Below are 24,557 nucleotides of genomic sequence, written 5' to 3' on the forward strand. Positions count from 1 at the left end.
GACCGTGTGGCCCGACACCCGCATCCAACGCTGCCTGTTCCACGTGCAGGCCAACATATTCGGGCTCACCGGCATGAGGCCCCGGCTGGAGGCGGGCAGACGGCTCAGACGCATCGCCCTCGCCCTGCCGCGCGTCAGGGACGGCGCGGCCGCGGCCGATTGGCTGGCCTCCTATAACCAGTGGGAGCAGGACTTCGCGGGCTTCCTCGACGAGAAAAGCGAATACGCCGACGGCAGCGTGAACGACATGCACCAAAGACTCGTCAGGGCCAGGCGCATGATCCGCGGACGCATCCGCGAGGGGCGCCTGTTCACGTTCCTCGACGAGGACCTGACGGAGAACGGAACGATACCATCCACGAACAACCTCATCGAATCATGGAACGGACGGATCCGGGACATGCTGCGCCATCACCGCGGACTGCGCCTGATCCGGCAACTGAAGGCGATCTGCTGGTGGTGCCACCAGCACACCGAACACCCCGAGACGGACGCATGGCTGGCAGCGAACGCGGTCACGGACGAACGGCTGGAGAGCCTCTACCGGAAGGCATGGGAGAACAGCCCGCAGGGCCGATACGAGACGTTCGGCATCCCCATGCGCCACGGCACCGGCATCGACTGGAACGACTTCCACACCCGGGTCGACTGGCCATCCAACGACTAGACCACCAGACACACATTTTGGCCTATAAGCCCCCGACCGGGTGTACCGGGCGGGGATCTGAGTGGTGGCTCCGAGCGGCATCGATCCGCTGACCTAACGATTTTCAGTCGTTCGCTCTACCAACTGAGCTACAGAGCCATGAATAGTGAAAAACCCGGCCGAAACCGGGCTTCTCCATTCGCGACTCCGACCGGACTTGAACCGGCGACCTCCGCCGTGACAGGGCGGCGCTCTAACCAACTGAGCTACGGAGCCACAAGTAGTGAACTACTCATGAAATCCAACCTTGCGGTTGATTTCGTACCCCCGGAGAGAGTCGAACTCTCGTTGTCAGATTGAAAGTCTGATGTCCTAACCGTTAGACGACGGGGGCGGACAACTCGATTGATATTACGGGAGTCGTCCCATATGTGCAACTCTCGGCGTGTCGCGATCAGATGATGTGTTCAAAACGCTGTATTTGCAATGATTTGAGCACATCACCGGGGTCTCGTGACAATCCACGGCCGTCACTATCCGGCGACGGCCGCGAATAACCGTTGACAACGGCTGACGACCTACCGGGCGCGATACGTGAAGTCGTGGATCACGCGTCCGGCGTCGATGCCCTTCTTTTCGAAGTTGGTGAGTACGCGGCCGTCGAACCGTTCCGATTCGGTGAAGTCGGCGTGGGGCAGGGATGCGGCGGTGTCGGCGGTTCCCTTGCTGACGTGTTCGGTGGGCAGGCTGACGATACGTGTTCCGATGTTGTCGAAGTCGTCGCGGCCGTCCATCACCTCATGCACATGCAGGGCATAATCCTCGATGTCGGTGGCGATACGCCACAGTCCATCGGTCTTCAACGCGCGATGCACCTCGGCCGCGAGCGGGGCCTGTACGATACGGCGCTTGTGATGTCTGGTCTTGGGCCAGGGGTCGGGGAAGAACGTCCAGACCTCGTTAAGCAGTCCGGTTTCGCAGACCGCCATCAGATCGGGGGCGTTGACCTCGGCAACGCGCAGATTGGCCAGTTCGTATTTTCCTGCCTTGAGCAGTGCATGCGCCACACCGGGGCGGTATACCTCCAGCGCCAGAAAGTTCACGTCAGGGTTGTTCTGCGCGGCGGCGACGATGTTCTCGCCCTGCCCGGTTCCGATCTCCACGATCATCGGATGGCTGTTGCCCCACGTGCGCTTCACGAATGCGTGATCGAAATTGAAGTCGGGGGAGACCGACAGCTCTCGTCCTCCCACCTGCGGCAGATCGAGCAGGTAGGTGTCGGCATAGTTATCCCATGCCTTCTGCAGGCGCTTGTCGAGTCGTGAGGAGCGCCGTACGAACGACATGAGTTCGCGGTGTTCGTACGGGCGGTCGGCGGTGGGTGCGGTGCCGGATGCGCTCGGTGCCGGCATGCTGGGGGAATCGTTCATTGAAAAACTCCGATTGCTGGTCGTGAATGCGATATATGACATCCACCCTAGCGAATCGTGGCGAATGCGACGGACCCCGATAATGGGAAAGGGGCCGACGGCCGCCATGATTGGACGGCTGCCGGCCCCTTTCCGGAGTTGGCTGGACGTGATTACCGAGCCACTCGATCAGTCGGCCTGCTTCCAGTTCTCGACGTCGATGTGATGCTCGGGGTTGGCCTGCCAGGCCTCCCATGCGGAGCGGACGATGTCCTCCACGTTGTACTTGGCGTGCCAGCCCATCTCCTCGTTGATGCGCTTGGGGGAGCCGATCAGGTGCGGCGGATCGCCGGCACGGCGGCCCATCACGGTCTCCTTGAACGGCAGACCGGTGACCTTCTTGAGTTCGTCGACGATCTGGCGCACGGACGTGCCCTCACCGGTGCCCACGTTGAAGGCGTCGTACTTGCGCTCGTCGCGATCGAGGTAGTTCAGGGCGGCGATGTGCGCGTCGGCCAGATCGCTCACGTGGATGTAGTCGCGCACGCAGGTGCCGTCCGGGGTGGGGTAGTCGTCGCCGAAGATCGCCGGAGCCTTGCCCTTCTTCAGGCGGTCGAGCAGCATCGGGATCAGGTTCAGAATGGCCGGATCCTCAAGCTCCACCGGGCCGCAGCCGGCCACGTTGAAGTAGCGCAGTGCGCAGAAGCGGATGCCGAACGGCTCTTCGCAGGCGCGGGCCATCCACTCGCCGAACAGCTTGGTCTGGCCGTACGGGTTGATCGGCAGCATCGGTACCACGTCCTCGGGCACCACGTCCACCGGCGGAACGCCGTAGGTGGCGGCGGAGGAGGAGAAGACGAGCTTCTTGGCCTTCTTGGACTTGGTCATGCCGGTGAGCACGTTGAGCATGCCGTTGATGTTCTGCTGGTAGTACCACAGCGGCTTCTCGACGGACTCACCCACCTGCTTGCGGGCGGCGAAGTGGATCACGGCGTCGACGTCCTCGGCGTCGAGGATCTCGGCCAGGCGCTCGCCGGCGCCGGGGGCGGCGATATCCATGCCGTACAGGCGGGATCCCTCGATGCGGGTGGGCTTGCCGTAGCTCAGATCGTCAACGACGACGACCTTGTCGCCGGCCTGATGAAGGGCGTGGACCACGTGTGCGCCGATGTAGCCGCAGCCTCCTGTGACCAGAACTGTCATGGTGTACCTTCCTGACATTGCGGGCGGGGTGATCGTGTGAATGACGGACGATTGTCGTTGGTCACGACACGAAATGTTCACTTTTGCTCGCTTTTGTTATCTTTTTTAACATCTTCAGTATAGCCCACCGGTGGGCAATTATGCGCGCAAAACCAAACACAATCATAGAATCGTGTGTAAACAAGTACATTTCCTTGATATTTCAACGATTATGTGGCTTGGGGGCATAGTGCGACACGCCGAACGGCATGCTCGATTTGCGTCATTCCCACTTTCATGTAATATTTCTACTCGTTGCTTCAAGCGAAGTCAATGTGGCTCCGTAGCTCAGTTGGTTAGAGCGCCGCCCTGTCACGGCGGAGGTCGCCGGTTCAAGTCCGGTCGGAGTCGCTTGGATAAGAACCCGGTCCATGCCGGGTTTTTTGTTCAATGGCTCTGTAGCTCAGTTGGTAGAGCGAACGACTGAAAATCGTTAGGTCAGCGGATCGATGCCGCTCGGAGCCACCACTTGAATCCCCGTCCGGTACATCCGGTCGGGGATTTTTTGTATCCGTCGTATCCGTTGTATCCACGGTTGTCGTATCTGCGGTTTCCATGACGAACGTATATACGATTACAGGCTGAAAAAGACGTTTCCTGCGATTCGTAGTGGTTTACGGACGTTCCAGGGTGTCATAGCGTCCGTAAGCCACTACGAATTGCCGATATCGTCTTTTTCGGCCCGTATGTTGTCGCTGTGTGGCGGAGGGGAAATTCTTCAAGGTAGCAAACCCTGCATGACGTCCCATATATAGGGACGATATAAGACATTTTGGGAGAATCGTCGCTGGAACGATCAAATCGGCGGTACGATGAGTACCGAAGCGAGCCTGCCATCGTGGGAAGGTCTCGCAACAACCGATACGGACCTTAGTCAAAGGAGAGCATATGGTCTACAGGATGATTTTCAATCAGACGGCGTATTTCGGTCGTGGCGCGATCAAGGAGATCCCGGAGGTCGCGAGGAAGCACGGTTTTAAGAAGGCGTTCATCGTGACCGATCCGGTGCTGCTGGAGACGGGTACCGCGAAGAAGGTCACGGACGTGCTGGACGCGGCGGGCCTGGAGTACGAGATGTTCGACAACGTCAAACCGAACCCGCCGGTGGAGTGCATCCAGGACGGCGTGCTGCGGTTCAAGGCGTCGGGTGCGGACTTCCTGATCGGTCTGGGCGGCGGGTCCCCGCAGGATACGTGCAAGGGCATCGGCATCATCAGCGCGAACCCGGAGTTCGGCGACGTGCTGTCCCTGGAGGGCGTGGCGGACACGAAGAACCCGAGCGTGCCGATCTTCGGCGTGCCCACCACCGCGGGCACCGCGTCGGAGACGACGATCAACTACGTGATCACGGACACGAAGAACAAGCGCAAGTTCGTGGCTGTGGACCCGCACGACATCCCGATCGTGGCGTTCGTGGACCCGGACCTGACCGATTCTATGCCGCGCGGCCTGAAGGTCGCCACGGGTCTGGACGCGCTGACGCACGCGATCGAGGGCTTCATCACGCCGGGCGCGTGGAGCCTGTCGGACTGCCTAAGCATGCAGACGATCCGCATGATCGCGAAGAACCTCGCCAGGAGCGCGGATGGCGACGTGCCGGCCGGCGAGCAGATGGCGTACGCGTCGTACATCACGGGCATGGCGTACTCGAACGTGGGCCTGGGCCTGGTGCACGGCATGGCGCACCCGCTGGGCGGTCGTCTGGGCGTGGCGCACGGCGTGGCCAACGGCATCCTGCTGGCCCCGGTCATGGAGTACAACAAGGACTACACGGGCGAGAAGTTCCGCGACATCGCGGACGCATTCGGCGTGGCCGACGCGTACACGGCCGACCTCGAGACCGTGCGCGAGGCCGCGGTCCAGGCCGTGCACCAGCTGACGGTGGACCTGAAGAACCCGACCACGATCAGCGAGGTCGGCGCCACCGAGGCCGACCTCGAGCCCCTGGCCCACGACGCGTTCAACGACGTGTGCACCCCGGGCAACCCGCGCAAGGCCACCGAGGAGGACATCCTCGCCATCTACAAGAGCCTCATGTAACCAGCCCGTATTCCGCTCAGGATCCCCCTCGGAGGAACTCCTGAGCGGAATGAAATGAACGATCAACAACAACCAACAACAGGAAGGGGAGCCCGTACGGGCTCCCCTTCGTCATGTAGTCTTTCTCGAGACACGGATTCCGGTACACACACCGGAATCAGCACGGTTCACTCGCCTTGCTGATTCTGACCGGCTTGCCCTTCGGCGTGCTCCTCATCCCACTCCTCATCGGTGGAGGTCTCGTCATAGAGCGCTTTGCCCTCGTTTTCCGCGAGCTCCATCTGCTCGTTGATCCACGCGGCCTCGGCCGGATTGATATCGGCGGAATCCAGCACCTTCTGCCACACCGGGTAGAACAGATGCATCACCGGATACATGGCGGTGAACAGGATCTCCGGCTTATGCTTGCGCCAATGCTGGGGGTGCGCGTCGAACGTGTTCTTGAACCGTCGCATGTAATTGCGGAACGACGACAGCGACGTATCCATGCGACGCGCGCTCATACCGGCGATCATGCGTGGTGAATACACGGTCTTGAGCCCCTTGCCGATCAGGTGCAGCGAGATGTCGATATCCTCATGCATTACGTCGGACTTGTCACGGCACACCTCGCCGGAGATCTGTCGCCAAGCGGATGCACGCAATGCCATATTCGATCCGAACAGCAGCGGTCGGCCATCGTCGGCGCGGAAGATGCGCTTGCGAATCGAGTTGTCGCCCTTCAGCCCGAAATGACGTGACGGCATATCGTAGTACATCACCGGTCCGGTGGCGCCCATGGCCTCGGGATCCTCGGTGAAGATGCCGGTCACGACCTCCACCCAGTCTGGTTTGATCATGCAGTCGGCGTCGAACCGACCCAGAATATCGCCCGTGGCGTGATCAAGACCGAAGTTTCTGGTGGGGATCAGTCCCTGTTCCTTATCCTGATCGAGCAGGATGACGTTATCGTCGGGATGGTTCTTGATGAAGTCCCGTACCACCTGCGCGGTGTTGTCGGTGGATCGGTTGTTCACCACGATGACCTCGTGGGGTCGGACGGTCTGCCGGGTAGCATTGAGCAGACAGTCGGCGATTCTTTCTTCCTCATTCCATGCCGGAATCACAATCGAGACGGTAAGCACGTTTCCCACAATACGCGAGAGCGGGGATTGCATGACGTTTGTCAAGCAAACATTTCGTAAACGAAACCGTATCGTTGACATGCCTCGCCGCAATAATCGCCGATTACATGTCACCGTCGGTGGGAATAATGTCGCGTATGAATGATCGTCAGGAAGAACGCTTCGACGTCGGATCGGTGTTTCCGGGTAAAGGGGATCCCAGAAGGCCTCCGGAATGGTTTGGACGAGGTCTGCTGTACGCGGCGATCGCCGTATTCGCCGCGGTATTCGTATGGAACACATGGGGCAAGATCAGCTCGATCATCCTGTACGTGGTGATTTCCATGTTCATCGCGTTGGCCGTGGAGCCCGTGGTGCGCTGGCTGGTCAGCCACGGCTGGAAGCGCGGCGCAGCATCCGGCGTGACGCTGGTGTCCCTGCTGGTGATCATCTGCGGACTGCTTACGCTGTTCGGCAACATGTTCGTGCAGCAGCTGGTCGGCATGGTCAAGAGCCTGCCCGGACTGTACAACCAGATCGTCGACGTGATCGAATCGCAGACGAGCTGGAAGGTCCCCAGCATGGAGGATCTGGGCATGGAGGTGTTCAAGAGCCTGCAGACCAGCACGGTCACCAACTTCGCCAATCAGGCGCTGACCACCACGTTCTCATTGCTCAACGTGCTGCTCGGCATCATGACCGTGGCATTGGTCACCTACTATATTTCCGCGGCCTTCCCCGCCATGCGTCGCAGTCTGTGCCAGTGGATCGCGCCCAAGAGCCAGGAACGGTTCCTAGTGGTGTGGACGGTGGTGCAGGATCAGATCTCCAACTTCCTGTACAGCCGCATCATCCTGGCGGCCATCTCCAGCGTGTGCATGTCGATCTTCATGATGATGCTCGATATTCCGTACTGGCTGCCGTTGTCGATCTTCTGCGGACTGGTATCGCAGTTCATCCCGACGGTGGGCACGTACATCGGCGGTGCGCTGCCGGTGGTCTCCGCGTGGGGCACCAACGGCATCAAGTACGCGATGTTCGTACTGATCTACATCATCGTGTACCAGCAGATCGAGAACCTGATCCTGTCTCCGGCGATCTCGCAGCGCACGATGGACCTCAACCCGGCCATCGCATTCCTCGCCGTGCTGGCGCTCGGTTCGGTGTTCGGCGCGCTCGGCGCGTTCCTCGCCCTACCGCTCACCGCAAGCTTCCAGACCGTGTTCAAGGCATACACCAAGCGGTACGAGCTCATCGACTCGCCGTTGCTGAGTGATCCCAAGCCGGTGAAGAAATCGAAGATGGTCGAAGGCGTGGAGGCGTTCGCCACCCATGTGGTCAAGCCCGTGACCGATCACATGCCGCGTGCCGCCCAGGGCTCGACCGCCCGCGTTCGCGTGAACGCGTCCGCGATGAGTGACGAACTCGAGTACGTGCACAGCCGACTGGCCGGATACTCGACGGCCGCCGAACTCGACGACTCGCAGACGGTGGCGATTCCGAAGAACACCGTGAAACCCGATGCCGTCAAGCCTGATCTCAATCCGTCCGATGCTACGAGTGCTACGGTAGACGATGCCGTCAACGATCACGACGGCGATGACCAGAACGAATCCGTTCGTTCGGATGCGAACGATACCGATACCGGCCGTAGTGCCAGGGAGGAGTGGCGCTAAATGGCCCTGCTGTCCGCCATCGACGTACTGCTGTTCGTACTCGGAGCCGCCGGCATGATCTACCAGGCGGTGTGTCTGCTCACCGGATTTTTTGCCAAGACCACCACATTCCCCCAGGCGCCACAGGACAAGCGGTACGCCGTGCTGATCTCGGCGCGCAACGAGGAGACCGTGGTCGGCAATCTCATCGACTGCATCCAGAACCAGACGTATCCCAGCGAACTCATCGACATCTGGATGGTGGCCGACAACTGCACCGACGGCACGGCGGCACTCGCACGATCCAAGGGATGCCATGTCGTGGAACGATTCGACCAGACGCAGATCGGCAAGGGATTCGCCCTGACGTTCCTGCTCAACACCATGATCGACTCGGGGGCCACAAAACAGTACGACGCCTATTTCGTATTCGATGCGGACAATCTGCTCGACAAGGACTACTTCACGCAGATGAACAACGCCTTCCAGTCGGGCTTCCGCATCCTCACCAGCTACCGTAATTCCGTCAACTTCGACGACAACTGGGTCTCCTCCGGATCGGCGCTATGGTTCGTCAGGGAATCGCGCTTCCTCAACAACTCCCGCATGGTGTTCGGATCCAGCTGCCACGTCGGCGGCACCGGATTCATGTTCTCCCGTGAGGTGATGGAACGCAACGAGGGATGGAAGTTCCACCTGCTCACCGAGGATCTGGAATTCACACTCGACTCGATCCTTCACGGCGACCGCATCGGCTATTGCGGCACCGCGGTGCTGTACGATGAGCAGCCCGTCACCTTCAAGCAGAGCTGGCGTCAGCGCCTGCGGTGGAGTCGCGGATTCCTGCAGGTATTCCGCTACTACGGTCCGGCCATGATCCAAAGGGCCATCAAGGAGCGCGACTTCTCCTGCATCGACCTGACGCTGCTGATCTGCCCGTTCACCGCACTGTCGGTGATCCGCACCGCGCTCGCCGGCCTGTTCGTCGCCCTGGGATTCGTCTCGCTGTCAAGCCAACTCGCCTCGCTGAACTTCTGGATCGTGGGCGGTGTGGCATCCGTGATCGGCATGATGGCGCTGGCGGCCATCACCTGCATCGCCGAACGGGATAAGATCGACGCAACGAACAAGGAGCTCGTCGCCTACTGCCTGAGCTTCCCCATCTACCTGATCAGCTATATTCCGATCTCGTTCCAGGCCATGTTCTCCAAGCCCGGTTGGAAACCCATCGAGCATCGTGGCCGCTGATCCGCCGGATGGAACCATCGTAGACTTCATTACGAAAGCATACGAAAAGAGGAATCGTGACCGTATCCACTGCCGATAACGTTCCCACCAATCCGGGGGACAGGCGGTCCATGCGTATCCATCGTCAGACGATGGGCCGACGCAAGATCACAGTGATCGTCTCCGCGGCGGTCACCGTGCTGCTCGCCGTGGGCTACATCGTGGCCGACGCGGCCGACATGGCACCCGGTCTGCTCACCTCGACATCCGCGCAGCCGATCACCTTCCCCGCCGCGGCGAAAACCCGGACGGTGAAGACCCTGACCGGACAGCTCCAGAACGGTCCGACGATCGACGCGGCCCAGGCGCAGAAGCTTGTCGACGAGTTCGCATCGGCGGAAGGCGTAGGGAACGACTTCTCCCTGATCATCGCCGACGCACAAGGCAATGCCGTGGTGAAACGCAATGAAACCGTCGCTCGCGAACCCGCATCCACGCTCAAGACCCTGACCGCGTTCGCTGCCGCATCCACGCTCGACATGTCGTCCACGCTCGACACCGACGTGTATCTCACCGGCAGTGGCGACTCCGCAACGCTCACGCTTAAAGGCAACGGCGACATGCTGCTCGGATCAGGCGAATCCGACCCCAACCACATCAACGGCAGGGCAGGCATCGCCACACTGGTCGCACGCACCGCGGCCGTGCTCCGCGAGAAGAACATCACCACGGTCGCCCTCGCCTACGACGACTCCCTGTTCGGCAGCAAACGCCTGCCCGACACCATCGGCGCCAACAACGTCGACCTCATGAACGCCGCTCCCATGGCATCCATGGCCATCGATGGCGCACGCAACTGGAATGGCACCACCAAGCCAGCCGATCCCGACGTCGATTCGAAATTCCCACCCCGATCCTCCACCCCCGCCGCAGACACCGCTACCGAATTCGCCCGGCAACTCGGCGAACAGGGCATCACCGTCACCTCGACCGCCGAAGGCAAGGCCCCTGAAAGCAAACCCATCGCGTCCGTCAGCTCGGCGAAACTCAGCGAGATCATGAGTTTCATGCTCAAGAACTCCAACAATACGGAAGCCGAACTGTTCGGCAGGCTCACCGCCATCAAAACCGGCCAGGACAACTCTCCCGAAGGCGCCACCAAAGCCGTGAAAAGCATCCTCGAAGCGCACGGCATCACCACCACCGGTCTCACCATGGCCGACTGCTCCGGTCTGTCCACCGGCACGCAGCTCACCGTGGAAACCCTGATGCAGACCCAATCCAAGTACGCGCAGACCGGCACCGCCGTCGCGTCCGCCAGTGAAGCGCTCGCCGTCAGCGGTCTGTCCGGTACCGCGTTGCATCACACGTTCCCCTCGTCCACCAACGGTCTGATCCGTCTCAAGACCGGTACGCTCGACACGGTCACGTCCATGACCGGCAATGTCTCGCGGACCAAGGGAGGCGTACTGACATTCGCGATCATCATCAACAACCCCGCCAACATGTGGTCCGCCATTCAGGCGCTTGACCATCTGGTTGGCCAACTGCCGGAGCTGTGACCCATGACCTATACGCCGGAACTTCGCAAGGCCATTGGCGATGTGCGTCGATGCTTGGAAATGCTGGGAATCCAAGGATCAGGAGAGCGTGGACATGGGGTGCACCGGCCTGATCACACCGCCCCGCTGGTGCTCGTCGCCTGCTCGGGCGGCAGGGATTCGTTGGCGTTGTCGTCCGTTGCCGCCATCGTGTGCGGCACACTCGGCGTGCGTTGCGGCGCGGTGATCGTGGACCATGGGCTGGTGTTCGGCTCGGCCGATGTGGCGCGGGAGACCGCGGACAAGTGCCGCGGATTCGGCATGGCCCCGGTGATCGTACGCCGTGTGGTCGTGGAGGCCGCCGGAGTCGGCGTGGAGGCGGCAGCCAGAAACGCCCGTTACGAGGCTCTTACGGCCGTGGCTTCGGAACTCGGTGCCGTGGCGGTGCTGCTCGCCCATACGCGCGATGATCAGGCGGAGACCGTGCTCCTTGGCCTGACCCGCACCTTTGGTCTGGATTCGTTGGCCGGTATGCCGGACGTGATCGAGCGGGATGGCGTGACCTTTGCCCGGCCGTTCCTCGACCTCACTCGGGCGCAGACCACTGCCGTGTGCGTCAGTCGCGATATCGAATGGTGGGACGACCCGACCAATGGCGGCACCGCCGATGAGGGAGGACTGTCAACCGACCTACCGTTGCGCAGTCGCATCCGTATCGCGTTGCTGCCGTATCTGACGAACTTCATCAAAACCGACATGGTGTCGCATCTGGCTCGCAGTGCGCGGATCGCGCAGCGGGATAAGAACTATCTCGATATGCAGGCCGCCCGCGTCTACGACCATGCGGTGGACTTCGCCCATGGCGATGCCGTGGCGGGAATCGACACGCGAACGCTGGCCGAAGAGCATGAGGCGATCCGTACGAGGGTGATCGCGCGATTGCTCACCGAGGCTGGCGCCCCCACATCTTCCCGGCATGTGGAGGCCATCGATCGGCTGATCGTCGACTGGCATGGTCAAGGTGCCGTGCGTCTTTCCAGCGGTTACTCAGCAAGCCGTCAGAATCACGTCATTCTCCTGTGCCATGATGGAATGCATGAAAATCGCTGACATCCCAGACGACATCATTGAGGAACTCGTCACCAAGGAGCAGATCGACGCCAAAATTCAGGAGGCGGCCGCTCAGGTAAGTCGTGACTACGCCGGCAAGGATCTGTTGCTGGTGGCAGTATTGAAGGGGGCGATCAATACGCTGGCATCGTTCTCCCAGGCCCTGTCGATTCAGGTGTCCATGGATTTCATGAGCCTGTCATCGTATGGATCGGGTACTGAAAGCTCCGGCAAGATCACGGTCCGTCAGGATCTGTCCACCGATGTGCGTGGACGTCATGTGCTGATCGTGGAGGACATCATCGATTCCGGCATCACGCTTGACTGGCTGATCAAGGAGCTCAAGCGTCGTGGCGCCGCCTCCGTGGAGGTGTTCGCCCTGCTCGAAAAGCCGGCACGTCACAAGGTGCATATCGACGTAAAATACCGCGGGTACGAGATTCCCGACAAATTCGTGGTGGGATTCGGCTTGGATTATGACGAAAAGTATCGCAATCTTGATTCGATCGCGGTGCTCAATCCCAAGGTATATCAAGAAAACCAGGAGTAGTACATGAGCTTTCCGGGCCCGAACAGGGGCGATAACGGCAACCCGTTCACCAATCCCGATGGGGGTCGGGGCGGTAAGTCCAACAAGAACAAGAACAAAAACGGCAACGGGACGCAGCGTCCGTTCTGGCAGTCGCCGTGGATCTGGGTCACGCTGCTGGTGCTGCTCGCCATCAGTGGTTTCCAGATGTTCTCCATGGGAGGCACCCAGACCATCAACACCCAGGACGGTCTGCAGCTGCTTGAGGACGGTGCCGTGCAGTACGCGGAGATCACCGAGAACAAGCAGACTGTGAAGCTGGAACTGAAGGATGACTTCAGCAAGAAGGATCCCGACACCGGCAAGATCCGCAACTATGGCAAGAACGTGCAGTTCTACTACGTGTTCGCGCAGGGCGGCCAGGTCTCGCAGGCGGTGGAGAAGGCCAACCCGTCCAAGGGCTGGACCTCCACTGTGCCGCAGACCAGCATGCTGACGTATCTGCTGAGCTCCCTGCTGCCGTTCCTCATCATCTTCGGCCTGTTCTGGTGGCTGATGAGTCGTATGCAGGGCGGGGCCGGCGGCGGCATGTTCGGCATGGGCAGCAAGAAGACGGGCAAGCTGCTGGAGGGAGACACTCCGAAGACCAAGTTCGCCGACGTCGCCGGTGAGGATGCTGCACTGCAGGAGGTCGAGGAGATCAAGGACTTCCTCAAGGACCCGTCCAAGTACAAGGCCTTGGGCGCCCGCATCCCGCGCGGTGTGCTGCTGTATGGTCCTCCTGGAACCGGTAAGACGCTGCTGGCCCGAGCCATCGCAGGCGAGGCCGGCGTGCCGTTCTACTCGATGGCCGGTTCCGACTTCGTCGAGATGTTCGTGGGTCTGGGTGCGTCCCGTGTCCGTGACCTGTTCGACGAGGCCAAGAAGAACGCTCCCGCCATCATCTTCATCGATGAGATCGATGCCGTCGGCCGCAAGCGTGGCTCCGGCATGGGCGGCGGTCACGACGAGCGCGAGCAGACCCTGAACCAGCTGCTTGTGGAGATGGACGGCTTCGACAACGATACGAATCTGATCATCATCGCCGCCACCAACCGTCCCGATGTGCTTGACCCGGCACTGCTGCGCCCGGGCCGATTCGACCGTCAGGTGGCCGTCGAGGCTCCGGATCTGGAGGGACGCGAGGCCATTCTCAAGGTGCATGCCAAGGGCAAGCCGTTCGTTCCGGACGTCGATCTGCACATGATCGCCGTGCGTACCCCCGGTTTCACCGGTGCCGATCTGGCCAACGTGCTCAACGAGGCCGCGTTGCTGTGCGCCCGTGCCGGTGCCCAGCTGATCGACAACCGTGCCATTGACGAGGCCATCGATCGTGTGCTGTCCGGCCCGCGTCGCCGTTCCAAGGGCATGGCTCTCGAAGAGTTGCGCAATACCGCATATCACGAGGGTGGTCATGCGCTGGTCGCCGCCGCGCTCAACAACACCGACCCGGTGACCAAGGTCACGATCCTGCCGCGTGGCCGTGCGCTCGGCTACACCGCCGTGATGCCCACGCAGGACCGCTATTCCCAGTCCCGCAACGAGCTGCTTGATCAGATGGCCTACGCCATGGGCGGCCGCACCGCCGAGGAGATCGTCTTCCACGATCCGACCACCGGCGCTTCGAATGATATTGAGAAGGCCACGAACATCGCCCGCAAGATGGTGGTGGAGTTCGGCTTCTCCTCCAAGCTCGGAGCGATCAAGTGGGCGTCGGACGACGATCAGACCACGGTGATGGACGGCCTGAGCCCGCGCAAGTATTCTGATCAGACCGCCGAGACCATCGACGATGAGGTGCTTCGTCTCGTGGAGACCGCGCACACCGAGGCATGGACGATCATCAACGAGAACCGCGAGGTGCTCGACGAGCTCGTCCGTCAGCTGCTCGTCAAGGAGACCCTGAACGAGAAGGAGCTGGCCGTCATCTTCTCCAAGGTGAAGAAGGCGCCGCAGCGTGAGGTGTGGCTGTCGAACGACCGTCGCCCCGATTCCGATCTGCCTCCCGTGCCGATCCCCGAATCGCTGCGTCGCAATGCCGGTCTTGACAGCGCCCCCACCCCTGCCGACCCCGCCGCTTCTGCCGCTTCCGCCAATGGCGATGCCACTCAGGGAGCCGCCTGATGAGTGAAGTCGCGCAGAAGGCACAGGCACAAGAGGAACAGACACAGGGTGCATTCGACGAGGAGGGCGTGCGTCAGGCCGTACGCCTCTACCTCAAGTCCATCGGTGAGGACCCCGACCGCGAAGGACTGCTCGACACCCCCGACCGTATAGCCAGGGCGTCTCGCGAACTCTTCGCCGGTCTGCATCAGGATCCGAAGGACGTGCTCTCCGCACGGTTTAAGGTAGATACCGAGGAGATGGTGCTGGTTCGCGACATCGAGCTCTACTCGGTGTGCGAGCATCATCTGCTGCCGTTCCATGGCGTGGCCCATGTGGGCTACATCCCCTCCAAGGAGGGCGTGACCGGTTTGAGCAAGCTCGCCCGTCTGGTGGAGGTCTACGCTCGTCGACCGCAGGTGCAGGAACGACTCACCCAGCAGATCGCGGATGCGCTTATGGACTATGTGGATGCCCGCGGCGCAATCGTGGTCACCGAGTGCGAGCATCTGTGCATGTCGATGCGCGGCGTGAAGAAGTCGCAGGCCCGTACCACCACATCGGCGGTGCGCGGAATCATGCGACAGCCCGCCACGCGCGCCGAAGCCATGAGCCTGATACTGTCACAGCATTGATCCGCCCCATTGATATGACGGCGGAAATCTGGGAAATCTGACTGAGGGTGGTCGCGGAACGGCGGCCACCCTCAGTCGTGTATACAAGGGGGTCATCATATGACCGATATCACTGCACTACGCAACCCCGATCGCACACTGGTCATGGGGGTGCTCAACATCACCGAGGACTCGTTCTCCGACGGCGGCCTCTGGCTCGATCCCGTCAAGGCGAGGGAGCACGGTGAGGCGATGATGAAGGATGGGGCCGATCTGATCGACATCGGTGCCGAGTCCACGCGTCCCGGTGCCAAGCGTGTCAGCGAACAGGATGAGCTGGCACGCGTCACCGGCGCGGTCAAGGCGTTGCTGAACGACGACCACGATGCCGTGCTGTCAATCGACACCACCCGTTCGTCCGTGGCGCTTGCCGCTCTCAACAAGGGGGCACAAATCATCAATGACGTCTCCGGCGGCCGGCTTGATCCCGACCTGCCGCATGTGGTCGCCGATCACGACTGCCTGTACATCGTGCAGCACTGGCGTGGCTGGCTCGCCGGCGGTAAGGGCGGAGTTCCCGACGCCGACACGTCCGTCTATGAGCACGGCGTGCTGCGCGACGTCAAGGACGAGCTCATGGCACAGGTCGATGCGGTGCTCGCCGCCGGCGTGGATCCCGAACGGGTGATCATCGATCCCGGTCTGGGATTCTCCAAGCCCGGCATCGAACATAATCTGCCGTTGCTCGCCGGGCTTGAGACGTTCGAGGAGACCGGCTATCCGGTGCTGATCGGACAGTCCCGCAAACGGTTCGTCACCGCCATGCTGCAGGAGGCCGGATTCGCCGACCCCACGATGGAGGATCGTGACTCCATGACCGCCGCGCTATCCGCACTCTGCGCCGAACATGGTGCATGGGCCGTGCGCGTGCACGATGTTCCCCGTTCCGTCGCCGCCGTGCACGCCGGCACGCTGTGGCGCAACTTCCGTCAGCGGTAAGCAGTCAAGTCATCCATCATCATTTCATCATTCGTTCTGAAAGGCACCGATCCCATGGATTCCATCCGTCTCACCGGCATCCGCGCCGAAGCAGCACACGGCGTATTCGATTTCGAGCATGCCGAACCGCAGCCGTTCATCGTCGACGCCACGATGTTCCTCGATCTTTCGGAGGCCGGACGTACCGATGACCTTACGGAAACGGTCGACTACGGCCAGATCGCTCAGCGCATCGTCAACGTCATCGAAGGCGAACATGTCGATCTGATCGAACGTCTGGCGGCGAAGATCGCTGACTCGATCCTGCTGTCGCATCGCATCCGTCGCGTCATTGTCACCGTGCACAAGCCGAACGCGCCCATCACCGTGCCGTTCGACGACGTGAGCGTGACGATCGAGCGCGCACGTGACGGATACGATGACGAGAACCCGACTGCGGCCTCGATCGCGTCATCCGCGGCTGGATCGGCGTCGGTCGATACCGGCGATATGACCGGCACCCGAGCCGACCGGTCCTCGGATTCAGAGGTTTCCACGCCAAAAGTACATTCCGCGGTGATCGCCATGGGTGGCAATCTCGGCGATGTGGAACAGACGCTGAGAGCCGCCGTGGTGGCGATCGACGGCGTTCCCGGCAATCAGCTCACGGGTATCTCCCCGTTGTACCGAACGGCCGCATGGGGCATGGAACCGGGAACGCCCGATTTTCTCAACGCCGTGATCCAGTTGAGCACCACGTTGGATCGGGAGACCCTGCTCGCCGCCCTGCAGACCATCGAATCCGCGCACGGACGGTCTCACGATGTGCATTGGGGATCACGTCCGCTCGATCTCGATATTGTGGACTATGACGGTGAGATCAGCGCCGACCCGCATCTCACGCTGCCGCACCCCCGTGCATGGCAGCGGGCGTTCGTGCTCGCTCCATGGGCTGATCTCGATCCTGATGCTCGCCTCGCGGGACCGCATGGCGGCCGCGTGACTGAACTACTCGCAAACACGCCGGACCATGACGAAGTGCACAAGGTCTCGGATGGCTGGATCCTTGGCGGATCCGTTGCGGAAGCATAGCGCAGCGGACACCGGCACGGACGAACTGACGGGAGACAACATATGAAGGCACGTCGTACGCCATGGTGGTATTACGTCATCGCGGTGATTCTCGGCGGATTCGCCGGCGTGATGCTGGTCAAGCTCACCGAACATAGCGAATACACGTTCACGGGCGCTCCTTGGATCGTTCCCGTGCTGCTGGCGCTGATGGGCATACTGGTGCTGGTGATGGCATGGCAGGTGCGCCGGTACATCAAGGGCGATCTCAGGGAAATGAGCATGTCCCGGGCCGTGAACACGCTCGTGCTGGCCAAATCCCTGGGCGTGGCCGGTGCCGCCCTCGTCGGATGGTACGGCGGCCAGCTGGTCATGTGCCTGCCACATCTCGATGCCGAATACTATGCCAATGCGGCCATCGAATGCGGAGTGAGCGCCATGGTCTGTCTTGCCGATATGATCATCGGCATCGTGGGGGAGTACTGGTGCCAGCTGCCACCGCGCGAGGGGCCGGAGCATCCCAAGGTCAAGGAGGCCGAGCGGTTGCGCGGCGCGGCTCCGGTCACCCCGGCCGCCACTTCCACGAACGCCACCGCTGTCTCTTCGGGTACCCGGATCAAACGTGATCGTCGTCGAAACGGCGGCGACGATCGTCAGTAAGCCGGCCGGCAGGGAAAGGCCTGGAGCGTACCCGCGACTCGCATGTACACGTGTATGACACAATGGAAAGCATGACACGTTATGAATTGCGCATAATCACGGGTACGCGTGACATCGCCCTGTGGGTCGCCGGCGATGGTGGGGAACTGCGCCCGGTGCATGTATATGGCGAGCACGAACAGTATCCATTGACGACCGATCGATACTATACGAATCTGCCGAATCTGTTCCTCGACGTCCTCGATCTGCTCGACGGCAACGACGCCACCGTCGTGGACGACGAACGGATCGAGACCGCGGCGTCCGACGGCAAGACGGTGAGCCTGAAGAACCTCGCCCAGCGAGCGGCCCATGCCGCGGCCGACGGTTCCGGCAACGCACGGCGGTTCAAGGACGCCCGATCGCTCTGGGCGTTGATGAGCAATCATGTGGCGGTTCACGTCAGAAGACCCGACGACGAGCCGATCGTGGACGTACGCCGTACCAAGAACTGGAAGAAGAACCAGCCCATGCGCGGAGTGCCCGTGGACCCGGACGCATGGTTCGTTTCCAGCGTGTACTCGCGCTCCAACCAGCGGAAGAATCCAGTGGCCGTATACCGTGGCATCGACGCGGTGTTCAATGCTCTGATGGGGGAACTTGACGAGACCGCGGTACCCACCCTGTCCCGTGCCCGCGATGCGATCTCCGTGAACCTTGACTATCCGACGTACGCCGACGTCGCCGGTGCCCTTGACGATTCAAACATGCTGGTGTTCCACAACGATCGGACCCTGGCCGATTGGATTCGTGAACGGTCGAAGGAGCAGGAGGTGATCTTCCCTGATACCCCGGCTCAGGTGTATACGATTCCCGACCCGACGGTGGATGAGGATGATCCCGCCTATCTGCCGGCTGAATCCGTGATGACGATGAGCCATCTGGCGAACGTGCTTGCACCTCGTGAACAGTCGTGACGCAGACGACGCGTGAAACAGCCACGTGAAACAACGAGGGCCTCGTGCCGATCAGACATCTCGAACGGATGTGATCGGAACGAGGCCCTCACGGTTATCTGGGCATGATCGCCGATCCGATGACCGTGTTGCCGGTTGTCGTCGTTACTTCGTCGCCGTTGCGGTCTTCGCTGTCGCCGACTCCGGAACGCGAACCATGGCCTCCTGACTCATGGCCGCCACCAGTCTGCCATCCTGCGAGTACACCTTCGCATAGCTCAGGCCTCGGCCATGCGCCGCGGTCGGCGTATCCTGCACATACAGATGCCACTGGTTCACATCCACGTCACGATACCACCACATCGAATGATCGATCGTCGCATATGAAATGCCGGGCGTCATGAAACTCAATCCCGCACGACGCACGATCGGTTCCATCATGATCTGATCGCAGCCGCAGGCGAGAATGGCACGATGGCACAGCTGCGGGACATCGGCGTTTCCGTCCACCTTCATCCACACCATCTGTCGTCCGCTGTCATGGGTCTTCGCCGTGTTGTCGCTGCCAAGCATCACCGTGGAATTCACGTGACGAATATCGAACGCGGACTTGGTCGCATAATAGTTGGCGAACTCCGACTGGCTGGCATACGGCTCCATGAGCTCCTTGGCCGAACTCAACGTCTCCGGATCAGGCACGTTCTCGGGCATCGGGTCGGCGAACTCCACGCCGTCCTGCCCATGCTTCTGGAAGCTGGCGATGGCGGTGAGGATCGGGCCCTCGGCCTGCGTGGCGTTCACGCGGCGAGCGGAGAACGAGCGGCCGTCGCGAAGATTCTCCACATCGAACAGCACGTCCTGATGGATGTCGCCGGCCGCGATGAAATACGCGTGAATCGAATGCGGCAGACGATCCTCATCAACCGTTCGGGCGGCGGCAACCACGGACTGCGCCACGACCTGCCCTCCGTAGACGCGGCCGGTGGGGAAGTACAGGCTTTCGCCGTTGATATACGTGTGGTTGCGGTATGAGGAGGGCTCTCCCAGATGAAGCACCTTGATCAGATGTTCCAGTGGCGTTTGTTCCTTGACCGGCATAGCTTTCCTCACTTCACGTATAGGCTGATTCAATATGTCTGCACAGCAGTCTATGCGGCGTGAGTAAAGAAACTTTGGTGTGTCATGTAACGACTTCGTGAGATAGGTGAACGTGAGATGACGGTGTGTCCGTTGGGTTTCATGGGGATCGGACAAACCGGGACGGCTGATTCGGACTTCGTTATCCGTATGATCGCACGGACGACCGCACGGACGACCGCACAGACGACGAAGGGGCGTCCCCCGGATCTCTCCAAGGGAACGCCCCTTCGTATGCACATGTTGTGCGTATCAGCGTGGCATCACACGCGGGTGAGCTTGCGGTGCAGACGATGCGGACGTGCCGCGTCCTCGCCGAGACGGGCCACGCGGTTCTCCTGATAGGCCTGGAAGTTGCCCTCGAACCAGTACCACTTGGCCGGGTTCTCGTCGTCGCCCTCCCACGCGAGGATGTGCGTGGCGACGCGGTCGAGGAACCAACGATCGTGGGAGATCACCACGGCGCAGCCCGGGAAGCCGAGCAGCGCGTTTTCGAGCGACTCGAGCGTCTCGACATCAAGATCGTTGGTGGGCTCGTCGAGCAGCAGCAGGTTGCCGCCCTGCTTCAGGGTGAGCGCCAGGTTCAGACGGTTGCGCTCACCACCGGAGAGCACGCCCGTGAGCTTCTGCTGATCGGAGCCCTTGAAGCCGAAGCTGGCCACGTAGGCGCGGGTCGGCACTTCCACGCCGGCCACCTCGATGAAGTCGAGACCGTCGGACACGGCTTCCCACAGGTTCTTCTTCGGGTCCAGACCGGCACGGTTCTGATCCACGTAGCTGATCTTCACGGTATCGCCGATCTTCAGCTCGCCGCTGGTCAGCGGCTCAAGGCCGACGATCGTCTTGAACAGCGTGGACTTACCCACACCGTTCGGGCCGATCACGCCGACGATGCCGTTACGCGGTAGGGTGAAGCTCAGATCGTCGATGAGCACGCGGTCGCCGAACGCCTTGTGGATGTGGTTGGCCTCGAGCACCAGCGAACCCAGACGCGGGCCGGCCGGGATCTGGATCTCGGAGAAGTCGAGCTTCTTGTTGTTGCGTGCCTCCTGCTCCATCTGGTCGTACCGCTCCAGACGGGCCTTGTTCTTGGCCTGACGGGCCTTCGGCGAGGAACGGACCCATTCGAGCTCGTTCTTGAGTCGCTTGGCCAGCTTGGCGTCCTTGGCACCCTGGACCTCCATACGCTTGGCCTTGGTCTCCAGATATGTGGAGTAGTTGCCCTTGTACGGGTAGAGCTGACCGCGGTCCACCTCGCAGATCCACTCGGCCACGTTGTCCATGAAGTAACGATCGTGGGTGACGGCGATCACGGCACCCTTGTACTGGTGCAGGAACTGCTCCAGCCACAGGATCGACTCGGCGTCCAGATGGTTGGTGGGCTCGTCGAGCAGCAGCAGATCGGGAGCTTCAAGCAGCAGCTTGCACAGTGCCACACGACGGCGCTCGCCACCGGAGCACACGGACACCGGGGTGTCGGGGTCGGGGCACTGCAGGGCGTCCATGGCCTGCTCGAGCTGCGAGTCGAGATCCCAGCCATCGGCCGCATCGATCTCGGTCTGCAGCTTGCCCATCTCCTCCATCAGCGCGTCGAAGTCAGCGTCCGGATTCGCCATCTCCTCGCCGATCTCGTTGAATCGGGCGACCTTGGCGGCGATCTCGCCAAACGCCATCTTGATGTTCTCGCCCACGGTCTTGTCGTCGTCCAGCGGAGGCTCCTGCTGCAGAATGCCCACCGTGTAGCCCGGGGTCAGGGTCGCCTCGCCGTTCGACACGGTATCGATTCCGGCCATGATCTTGAGCAGCGTGGACTTACCCATGCCGTTGGGGCCCACCACGCCGATCTTCGCGCCAGGCAGGAAGCTCAGCGTCACGTTGTCGAGAATCACACGGTCGCCGTATGCCTTGCGAGCGTTGATCATTTGGAAGATGAACTCTGCCACTTGCAGTTACTCCTTAATAAAGATTGCAATTTCGCCGTTCCGTCGGTTTGCGCATGCCGGTCGCCCGGTGCGGCGTCTGTCCGCATAGCGATCGCTTTCATGCCAAACCACCGCCCACCATGGTAACGGAAAGGCTGGAATGGTAACACTCGCAGCTGGGAACTCACAGCGCGGAACGTTTGGTTCGTTTTTGGGCTCGAAAATGGGCTGAAACGGACCAAACGTTCCGCGCTGTCATTGGGTGGCCGGATTGGGCGACTGCGGTCGTGCAATCAGCGGGCGGTGTGCGCGGTGTGCGACGTCTCCCCGGAGTACTGCCACTTGACGCACCAGTCGCGCATGGCGTGGAAGACGGTTTCGAAGTCGCGTCCCTTGTCCGTCAGCGCGTATTCCACGGTGACCGGCGTGGTGTCCGAGACGGTACGGGAGATTACGCCCTCGGCTTCAAGACGTTTCAGCGTGTCGGACAGGGACTTCGTGTTGATCTTCAGTTCCTTGTTCAGATCGTTGAACCGTTTGGGGCCCTCGTGAAGCTCACCCATGATGAGAAAAGGCCATTTTCCGCCGAAAACGCCCATCACATTGCGCAGTGATTCGACGCATACCGCGTCCTCGGTTATCTTCATCGCATCCTCCAGCTTTACTTTCTGCAAGTTACTATACTATCTTTCTCTACTTTAATTTATCCAGTTACTTGATAAAGTAAAGCTATCAACTGGAATTCATCAATACCTCATCATCCGGGAGTGAACATGAAGACGATCCTCATCACAGGCGGCACGGACGGCATGGGCAGGGGTCTGGCCATGCATTGCCTCAGGCGCGGCGACTCCGTGGTCGTCGTGGGGCATTCGCAGGGCAAGGGCGATCGGTTCCTTGCCGAGGCCGCCGCAATGGGCGCCAAGAAGCGAGCCACCTACATCCGCGCCGACCTGAGCCTCGTGAGCGAGAACCGCCGCGTCATCAAGGAGGTCAGAGCCAAGCACGATTCATTGGACTCCATCGTCCTCGCGGCTGCATCGCTCAGGCAGGCGAAGGAAACCAAGGTCACGGGCGAGGGATTCGAGTTCCTGTTCGCCCTCATGTACGTGAGCCGCTACATCCTGAGCTACGGTCTGACCGACCTGCTGGAGAAGTCGCCGTCGCCGGTCATCCTCAACATCGCCGCGCCCGGCATGAAGGGCGACGTCGACTGGAACGCGGTGGAGCATCAGAGCAACGGCGGCAGCGGCAAGGCGCAGTTCCAGAGCAGCCGGCTCAACGATCTGCTGGGCGTGGCGTTCGCGGAGCGGCAGAAGCAGTCCGGCGCAGGCGGCGAGTCCATGGCCCAGACGCCGGCCAAACCCACCGCGCCGAACTTCTCCCAGCTCACTCCCGGCGCCGACGGCAAGGGCATCAGCAAGGCCACGCTCGACAGCTACGACATGCTCTCCGGATCGTGGCCGAAGAGCGCCGATGACGTGGTGCTCGTGCTTGACCGGAACAACTCGCTGTCTGCCGGAACGATGTATCAGCTCGGCCTGATCACCGCCGACCAGTACAAGGACGCCGCCAAGGCGATCGAGGACGGCGGGGACGCGCCGGCCATGGATTGGGACTACGGCGATCTCGTCGGACGTGAGTTCACGCTGACGACCGCCTCCGACCGGTACAAGGACGACGGCGATGGCACCTTCACCTACCTTGCGGATGGCGACGCCAATTGGGATGCGCTGCTCACCAACGGCAGGACGCTGAAGATCAGCGGCGTGATCCGCCCCATGGAGGATGCGAAGGGCGCGAACATCGTCACGGCCGTCGCCTACACGCCCGAACTCACCGACTGGATGATCGACCGCGCCGACGACAGCGCGATCGTCAAGGCGCAGGAGTCCAAGCCGGACACGGACGTGCTCACCGGCCAGGTGTTCGCGGACGGCAGGACCGCCGACGACAACCTCGCCGCGTTCGGTAAGGTCAACACCGACGCCCCGTCATCGATCAGCATCTACACCGACAGCTTCGACGACAAGGAGGCGGTCTCCGACGCCATCAAGGCATACAACGATGGCAAGGACGAGGACCACCGCATTACCTACACCGACTACGTGGCCCTGATGACCAGCTCGATTACCACGATCGTCAACGTGATCTCGTATGTGCTCATCGCGTTCGTCGCGGTCTCGCTGGTGGTCTCGTGCATCATGATCGGCATCATCACGCGCATCTCCGTGCTCGAACGCACCAAGGAGATCGGCATCCTGCGCGCGCTCGGCGCATCCAAGCGCAACGTCTCGCAGGTGTTCAACGCGGAGACGATCATCGTCGGCCTCGCCTCCGGCCTGCTGGGCGTGGGCGTGACCGCGCTGCTGACCATCCCGGCCAACATGGTGGTCTCGAACCTGCTCGGAGCCGGCACGCTCTCCGTGGGACTGCCGATCCCGTACGCGATCGTCCTCGTGGCCATCAGCGTGCTCATCACCCTGATCGGCGGCTTCCTGCCCGCCCGCAAGGCCGCCAAGCAGGATCCTGTCATCGCGCTGAGGACCGAATAGACGCAAAGGACATCCCGTCGATGGCCGGCAGCCGTCGGCCA

Annotated in this window: 18 protein-coding genes, 5 tRNA genes and 3 pseudogenes; 17 read left to right on the forward strand and 9 right to left on the reverse strand. The window is 61.4% G+C overall.

The annotated features are described in order from the left end of the window. Positions 1-667 (forward strand): annotated as a pseudogene (locus tag BTIS_RS08815) (IS256 family transposase); the annotation flags it as partial. A gap of 62 nt (positions 668-729) precedes the next feature. Here the strand turns inward: BTIS_RS08815 and BTIS_RS08820 are convergent. The 5 genes from BTIS_RS08820 to galE all read right to left on the reverse strand — a co-directional run bounded on the left by BTIS_RS08820 (position 730) and on the right by galE (position 3,258). Next, positions 730-805: transfer RNA gene (locus BTIS_RS08820), tRNA-Phe, on the reverse strand. A 43-nt stretch (positions 806-848) separates the two neighbouring features. Continuing rightward, positions 849-922: transfer RNA gene (locus BTIS_RS08825), tRNA-Asp, on the reverse strand. A 46-nt stretch (positions 923-968) separates the two neighbouring features. Continuing rightward, positions 969-1,040: transfer RNA gene (locus tag BTIS_RS08830), tRNA-Glu, on the reverse strand. Between the two features lie 184 nt (positions 1,041-1,224). Then, the gene (gene trmB, locus BTIS_RS08835) at positions 1,225-2,058 is read right to left on the reverse strand and encodes a tRNA (guanosine(46)-N7)-methyltransferase TrmB (RefSeq protein ID WP_245819389.1); all 834 of its coding nucleotides are present in this window, start codon (positions 2,056-2,058) and stop codon (positions 1,225-1,227) included. A 186-nt stretch (positions 2,059-2,244) separates the two neighbouring features. Further along, positions 2,245-3,258, reverse strand: coding sequence for a UDP-glucose 4-epimerase GalE (galE, locus tag BTIS_RS08840; protein ID WP_094664656.1), 1,014 nt, complete (start codon positions 3,256-3,258; stop codon positions 2,245-2,247). Positions 3,259-3,574: 316 nt separating this feature from the next. On the opposite strand from galE, the gene BTIS_RS08845 reads away from it, so the two are divergent. From BTIS_RS08845 to fucO, 3 genes are all read left to right on the forward strand, one after another. Then, positions 3,575-3,648, forward strand: a tRNA-Asp gene (locus tag BTIS_RS08845). Between the two features lie 41 nt (positions 3,649-3,689). After that, positions 3,690-3,765 (forward strand) — tRNA-Phe (locus tag BTIS_RS08850). Positions 3,766-4,185: 420 nt separating this feature from the next. After that, positions 4,186-5,337, forward strand: coding sequence for a lactaldehyde reductase (gene fucO / locus BTIS_RS08855; protein ID WP_094664658.1), 1,152 nt, complete (start codon positions 4,186-4,188; stop codon positions 5,335-5,337). A 167-nt stretch (positions 5,338-5,504) separates the two neighbouring features. Here the strand turns inward: fucO and BTIS_RS08860 are convergent, their stop codons facing one another. Beyond that, positions 5,505-6,461, reverse strand: a complete 957-nt coding sequence (locus BTIS_RS08860; RefSeq protein WP_094664700.1) for a glycosyltransferase family 2 protein — start codon at positions 6,459-6,461, stop codon at positions 5,505-5,507. 137 nt (positions 6,462-6,598) lie between these two features. Here BTIS_RS08860 and BTIS_RS08865 point away from each other — a divergent pair, with 137 nt between their 5' ends. The 11 genes from BTIS_RS08865 (at position 6,599) to BTIS_RS08915 (ending at position 18,923) form a co-directional block, all read left to right on the forward strand. After that, on the forward strand, positions 6,599-8,116 hold the full coding sequence (locus tag BTIS_RS08865; protein WP_094664660.1) for an AI-2E family transporter: 1,518 nt from the start codon (positions 6,599-6,601) through the stop codon (positions 8,114-8,116). Continuing rightward, complete coding sequence (locus tag BTIS_RS08870) at positions 8,117-9,343, forward strand: glycosyltransferase family 2 protein (protein ID WP_094664662.1); 1,227 nt, start codon at positions 8,117-8,119, stop codon at positions 9,341-9,343. 56 nt (positions 9,344-9,399) lie between these two features. Continuing rightward, positions 9,400-10,884 carry a D-alanyl-D-alanine carboxypeptidase/D-alanyl-D-alanine-endopeptidase gene (locus tag BTIS_RS08875; protein ID WP_420807016.1) on the forward strand — a complete coding sequence of 495 codons (1,485 nt, stop codon included), beginning with the start codon at positions 9,400-9,402 and terminating at the stop codon, positions 10,882-10,884. A 3-nt stretch (positions 10,885-10,887) separates the two neighbouring features. After that, positions 10,888-11,973 (forward strand): tRNA lysidine(34) synthetase TilS, encoded by a 1,086-nt coding sequence (gene tilS / locus BTIS_RS08880; protein ID WP_094664666.1) that lies wholly within the window; start codon positions 10,888-10,890, stop codon positions 11,971-11,973. Continuing rightward, the gene (gene hpt, locus BTIS_RS08885) at positions 11,960-12,523 is read left to right on the forward strand and encodes a hypoxanthine phosphoribosyltransferase (RefSeq protein WP_094664668.1); all 564 of its coding nucleotides are present in this window, start codon (positions 11,960-11,962) and stop codon (positions 12,521-12,523) included. The genes tilS and hpt overlap by 14 nt, the downstream gene beginning before the upstream one ends. 3 nt (positions 12,524-12,526) lie before the next feature. Then, entirely contained in the window at positions 12,527-14,665 is a 2,139-nt protein-coding gene (gene ftsH, locus BTIS_RS08890; RefSeq protein WP_094664670.1) for an ATP-dependent zinc metalloprotease FtsH, read from the forward strand. Next, positions 14,665-15,279: a GTP cyclohydrolase I FolE gene (gene folE / locus BTIS_RS08895; protein ID WP_094664672.1), complete on the forward strand. Its 615-nt coding sequence runs from the start codon at positions 14,665-14,667 to the stop codon at positions 15,277-15,279. The genes ftsH and folE overlap by 1 nt, the downstream gene beginning before the upstream one ends. A 99-nt stretch (positions 15,280-15,378) precedes the next feature. After that, positions 15,379-16,257: a dihydropteroate synthase gene (gene folP / locus BTIS_RS08900; RefSeq protein WP_094664674.1), complete on the forward strand. Its 879-nt coding sequence runs from the start codon at positions 15,379-15,381 to the stop codon at positions 16,255-16,257. 54 nt (positions 16,258-16,311) lie between these two features. Continuing rightward, a complete protein-coding gene (folK, locus tag BTIS_RS08905) occupies positions 16,312-17,328 on the forward strand; it encodes a 2-amino-4-hydroxy-6-hydroxymethyldihydropteridine diphosphokinase (RefSeq protein WP_094664676.1) in 1,017 nt (338 codons plus the stop codon). Between the two features lie 42 nt (positions 17,329-17,370). Then, positions 17,371-17,967: a DUF3180 domain-containing protein gene (locus tag BTIS_RS08910; protein WP_094664678.1), complete on the forward strand. Its 597-nt coding sequence runs from the start codon at positions 17,371-17,373 to the stop codon at positions 17,965-17,967. Positions 17,968-18,038: 71 nt separating this feature from the next. Continuing rightward, the gene (locus BTIS_RS08915; RefSeq protein WP_094664680.1) at positions 18,039-18,923 is read left to right on the forward strand and encodes a hypothetical protein; all 885 of its coding nucleotides are present in this window, start codon (positions 18,039-18,041) and stop codon (positions 18,921-18,923) included. A 144-nt stretch (positions 18,924-19,067) separates the two neighbouring features. Here BTIS_RS08915 and BTIS_RS08920 read toward each other — a convergent pair whose 3' ends face one another. The 3 genes from BTIS_RS08920 to BTIS_RS08930 all read right to left on the reverse strand — a co-directional run bounded on the left by BTIS_RS08920 (position 19,068) and on the right by BTIS_RS08930 (position 22,608). Continuing rightward, complete coding sequence (locus BTIS_RS08920) at positions 19,068-20,000, reverse strand: acyl-CoA thioesterase (RefSeq protein WP_094664682.1); 933 nt, start codon at positions 19,998-20,000, stop codon at positions 19,068-19,070. A gap of 302 nt (positions 20,001-20,302) precedes the next feature. After that, positions 20,303-21,982 carry an energy-dependent translational throttle protein EttA gene (gene ettA, locus BTIS_RS08925; RefSeq protein WP_094664684.1) on the reverse strand — a complete coding sequence of 560 codons (1,680 nt, stop codon included), beginning with the start codon at positions 21,980-21,982 and terminating at the stop codon, positions 20,303-20,305. Positions 21,983-22,254: 272 nt separating this feature from the next. After that, positions 22,255-22,608, reverse strand: a complete 354-nt coding sequence (locus BTIS_RS08930) for a winged helix-turn-helix transcriptional regulator (RefSeq protein ID WP_094664686.1) — start codon at positions 22,606-22,608, stop codon at positions 22,255-22,257. 126 nt (positions 22,609-22,734) lie between these two features. Between BTIS_RS08930 and BTIS_RS12360 the strand changes: the two are divergent. Both BTIS_RS12360 and BTIS_RS12365 read left to right on the forward strand, forming a co-directional pair. Continuing rightward, positions 22,735-23,139: pseudogene (locus BTIS_RS12360) on the forward strand (SDR family NAD(P)-dependent oxidoreductase); the annotation flags it as partial. A gap of 558 nt (positions 23,140-23,697) precedes the next feature. Then, positions 23,698-24,516, forward strand: a pseudogene (locus BTIS_RS12365) (ABC transporter permease); the annotation flags it as partial. Positions 24,517-24,557 lie beyond the last annotated feature (41 nt).

Source organism: Bifidobacterium tissieri (assembly GCF_002259645.1).
Lineage (GTDB): Bacteria > Actinomycetota > Actinomycetes > Actinomycetales > Bifidobacteriaceae > Galliscardovia > Galliscardovia tissieri.

Bases quoted from the DNA above. Each gene is read 5' to 3' on its own strand.
- trmB (WP_245819389.1), bottom strand. From the start codon at position 2,058: ATGCCGGCACCGAGCGCATCCGGCACCGCACCCACCGCCGACCGCCCG.
- galE (WP_094664656.1), bottom strand. From the start codon at position 3,258: ATGACAGTTCTGGTCACAGGAGGCTGCGGCTACATCGGCGCACACGTG.
- fucO (WP_094664658.1), top strand. From the start codon at position 4,186: ATGGTCTACAGGATGATTTTCAATCAGACGGCGTATTTCGGTCGTGGC.
- BTIS_RS08865 (WP_094664660.1), top strand. From the start codon at position 6,599: ATGAATGATCGTCAGGAAGAACGCTTCGACGTCGGATCGGTGTTTCCG.
- BTIS_RS08870 (WP_094664662.1), top strand. From the start codon at position 8,117: ATGGCCCTGCTGTCCGCCATCGACGTACTGCTGTTCGTACTCGGAGCC.
- tilS (WP_094664666.1), top strand. From the start codon at position 10,888: ATGACCTATACGCCGGAACTTCGCAAGGCCATTGGCGATGTGCGTCGA.
- hpt (WP_094664668.1), top strand. From the start codon at position 11,960: ATGAAAATCGCTGACATCCCAGACGACATCATTGAGGAACTCGTCACC.
- ftsH (WP_094664670.1), top strand. From the start codon at position 12,527: ATGAGCTTTCCGGGCCCGAACAGGGGCGATAACGGCAACCCGTTCACC.
- folE (WP_094664672.1), top strand. From the start codon at position 14,665: ATGAGTGAAGTCGCGCAGAAGGCACAGGCACAAGAGGAACAGACACAG.
- folP (WP_094664674.1), top strand. From the start codon at position 15,379: ATGACCGATATCACTGCACTACGCAACCCCGATCGCACACTGGTCATG.
- folK (WP_094664676.1), top strand. From the start codon at position 16,312: ATGGATTCCATCCGTCTCACCGGCATCCGCGCCGAAGCAGCACACGGC.
- BTIS_RS08910 (WP_094664678.1), top strand. From the start codon at position 17,371: ATGAAGGCACGTCGTACGCCATGGTGGTATTACGTCATCGCGGTGATT.
- BTIS_RS08915 (WP_094664680.1), top strand. From the start codon at position 18,039: ATGACACGTTATGAATTGCGCATAATCACGGGTACGCGTGACATCGCC.
- BTIS_RS08920 (WP_094664682.1), bottom strand. From the start codon at position 20,000: ATGCCGGTCAAGGAACAAACGCCACTGGAACATCTGATCAAGGTGCTT.
- BTIS_RS08930 (WP_094664686.1), bottom strand. From the start codon at position 22,608: ATGAAGATAACCGAGGACGCGGTATGCGTCGAATCACTGCGCAATGTG.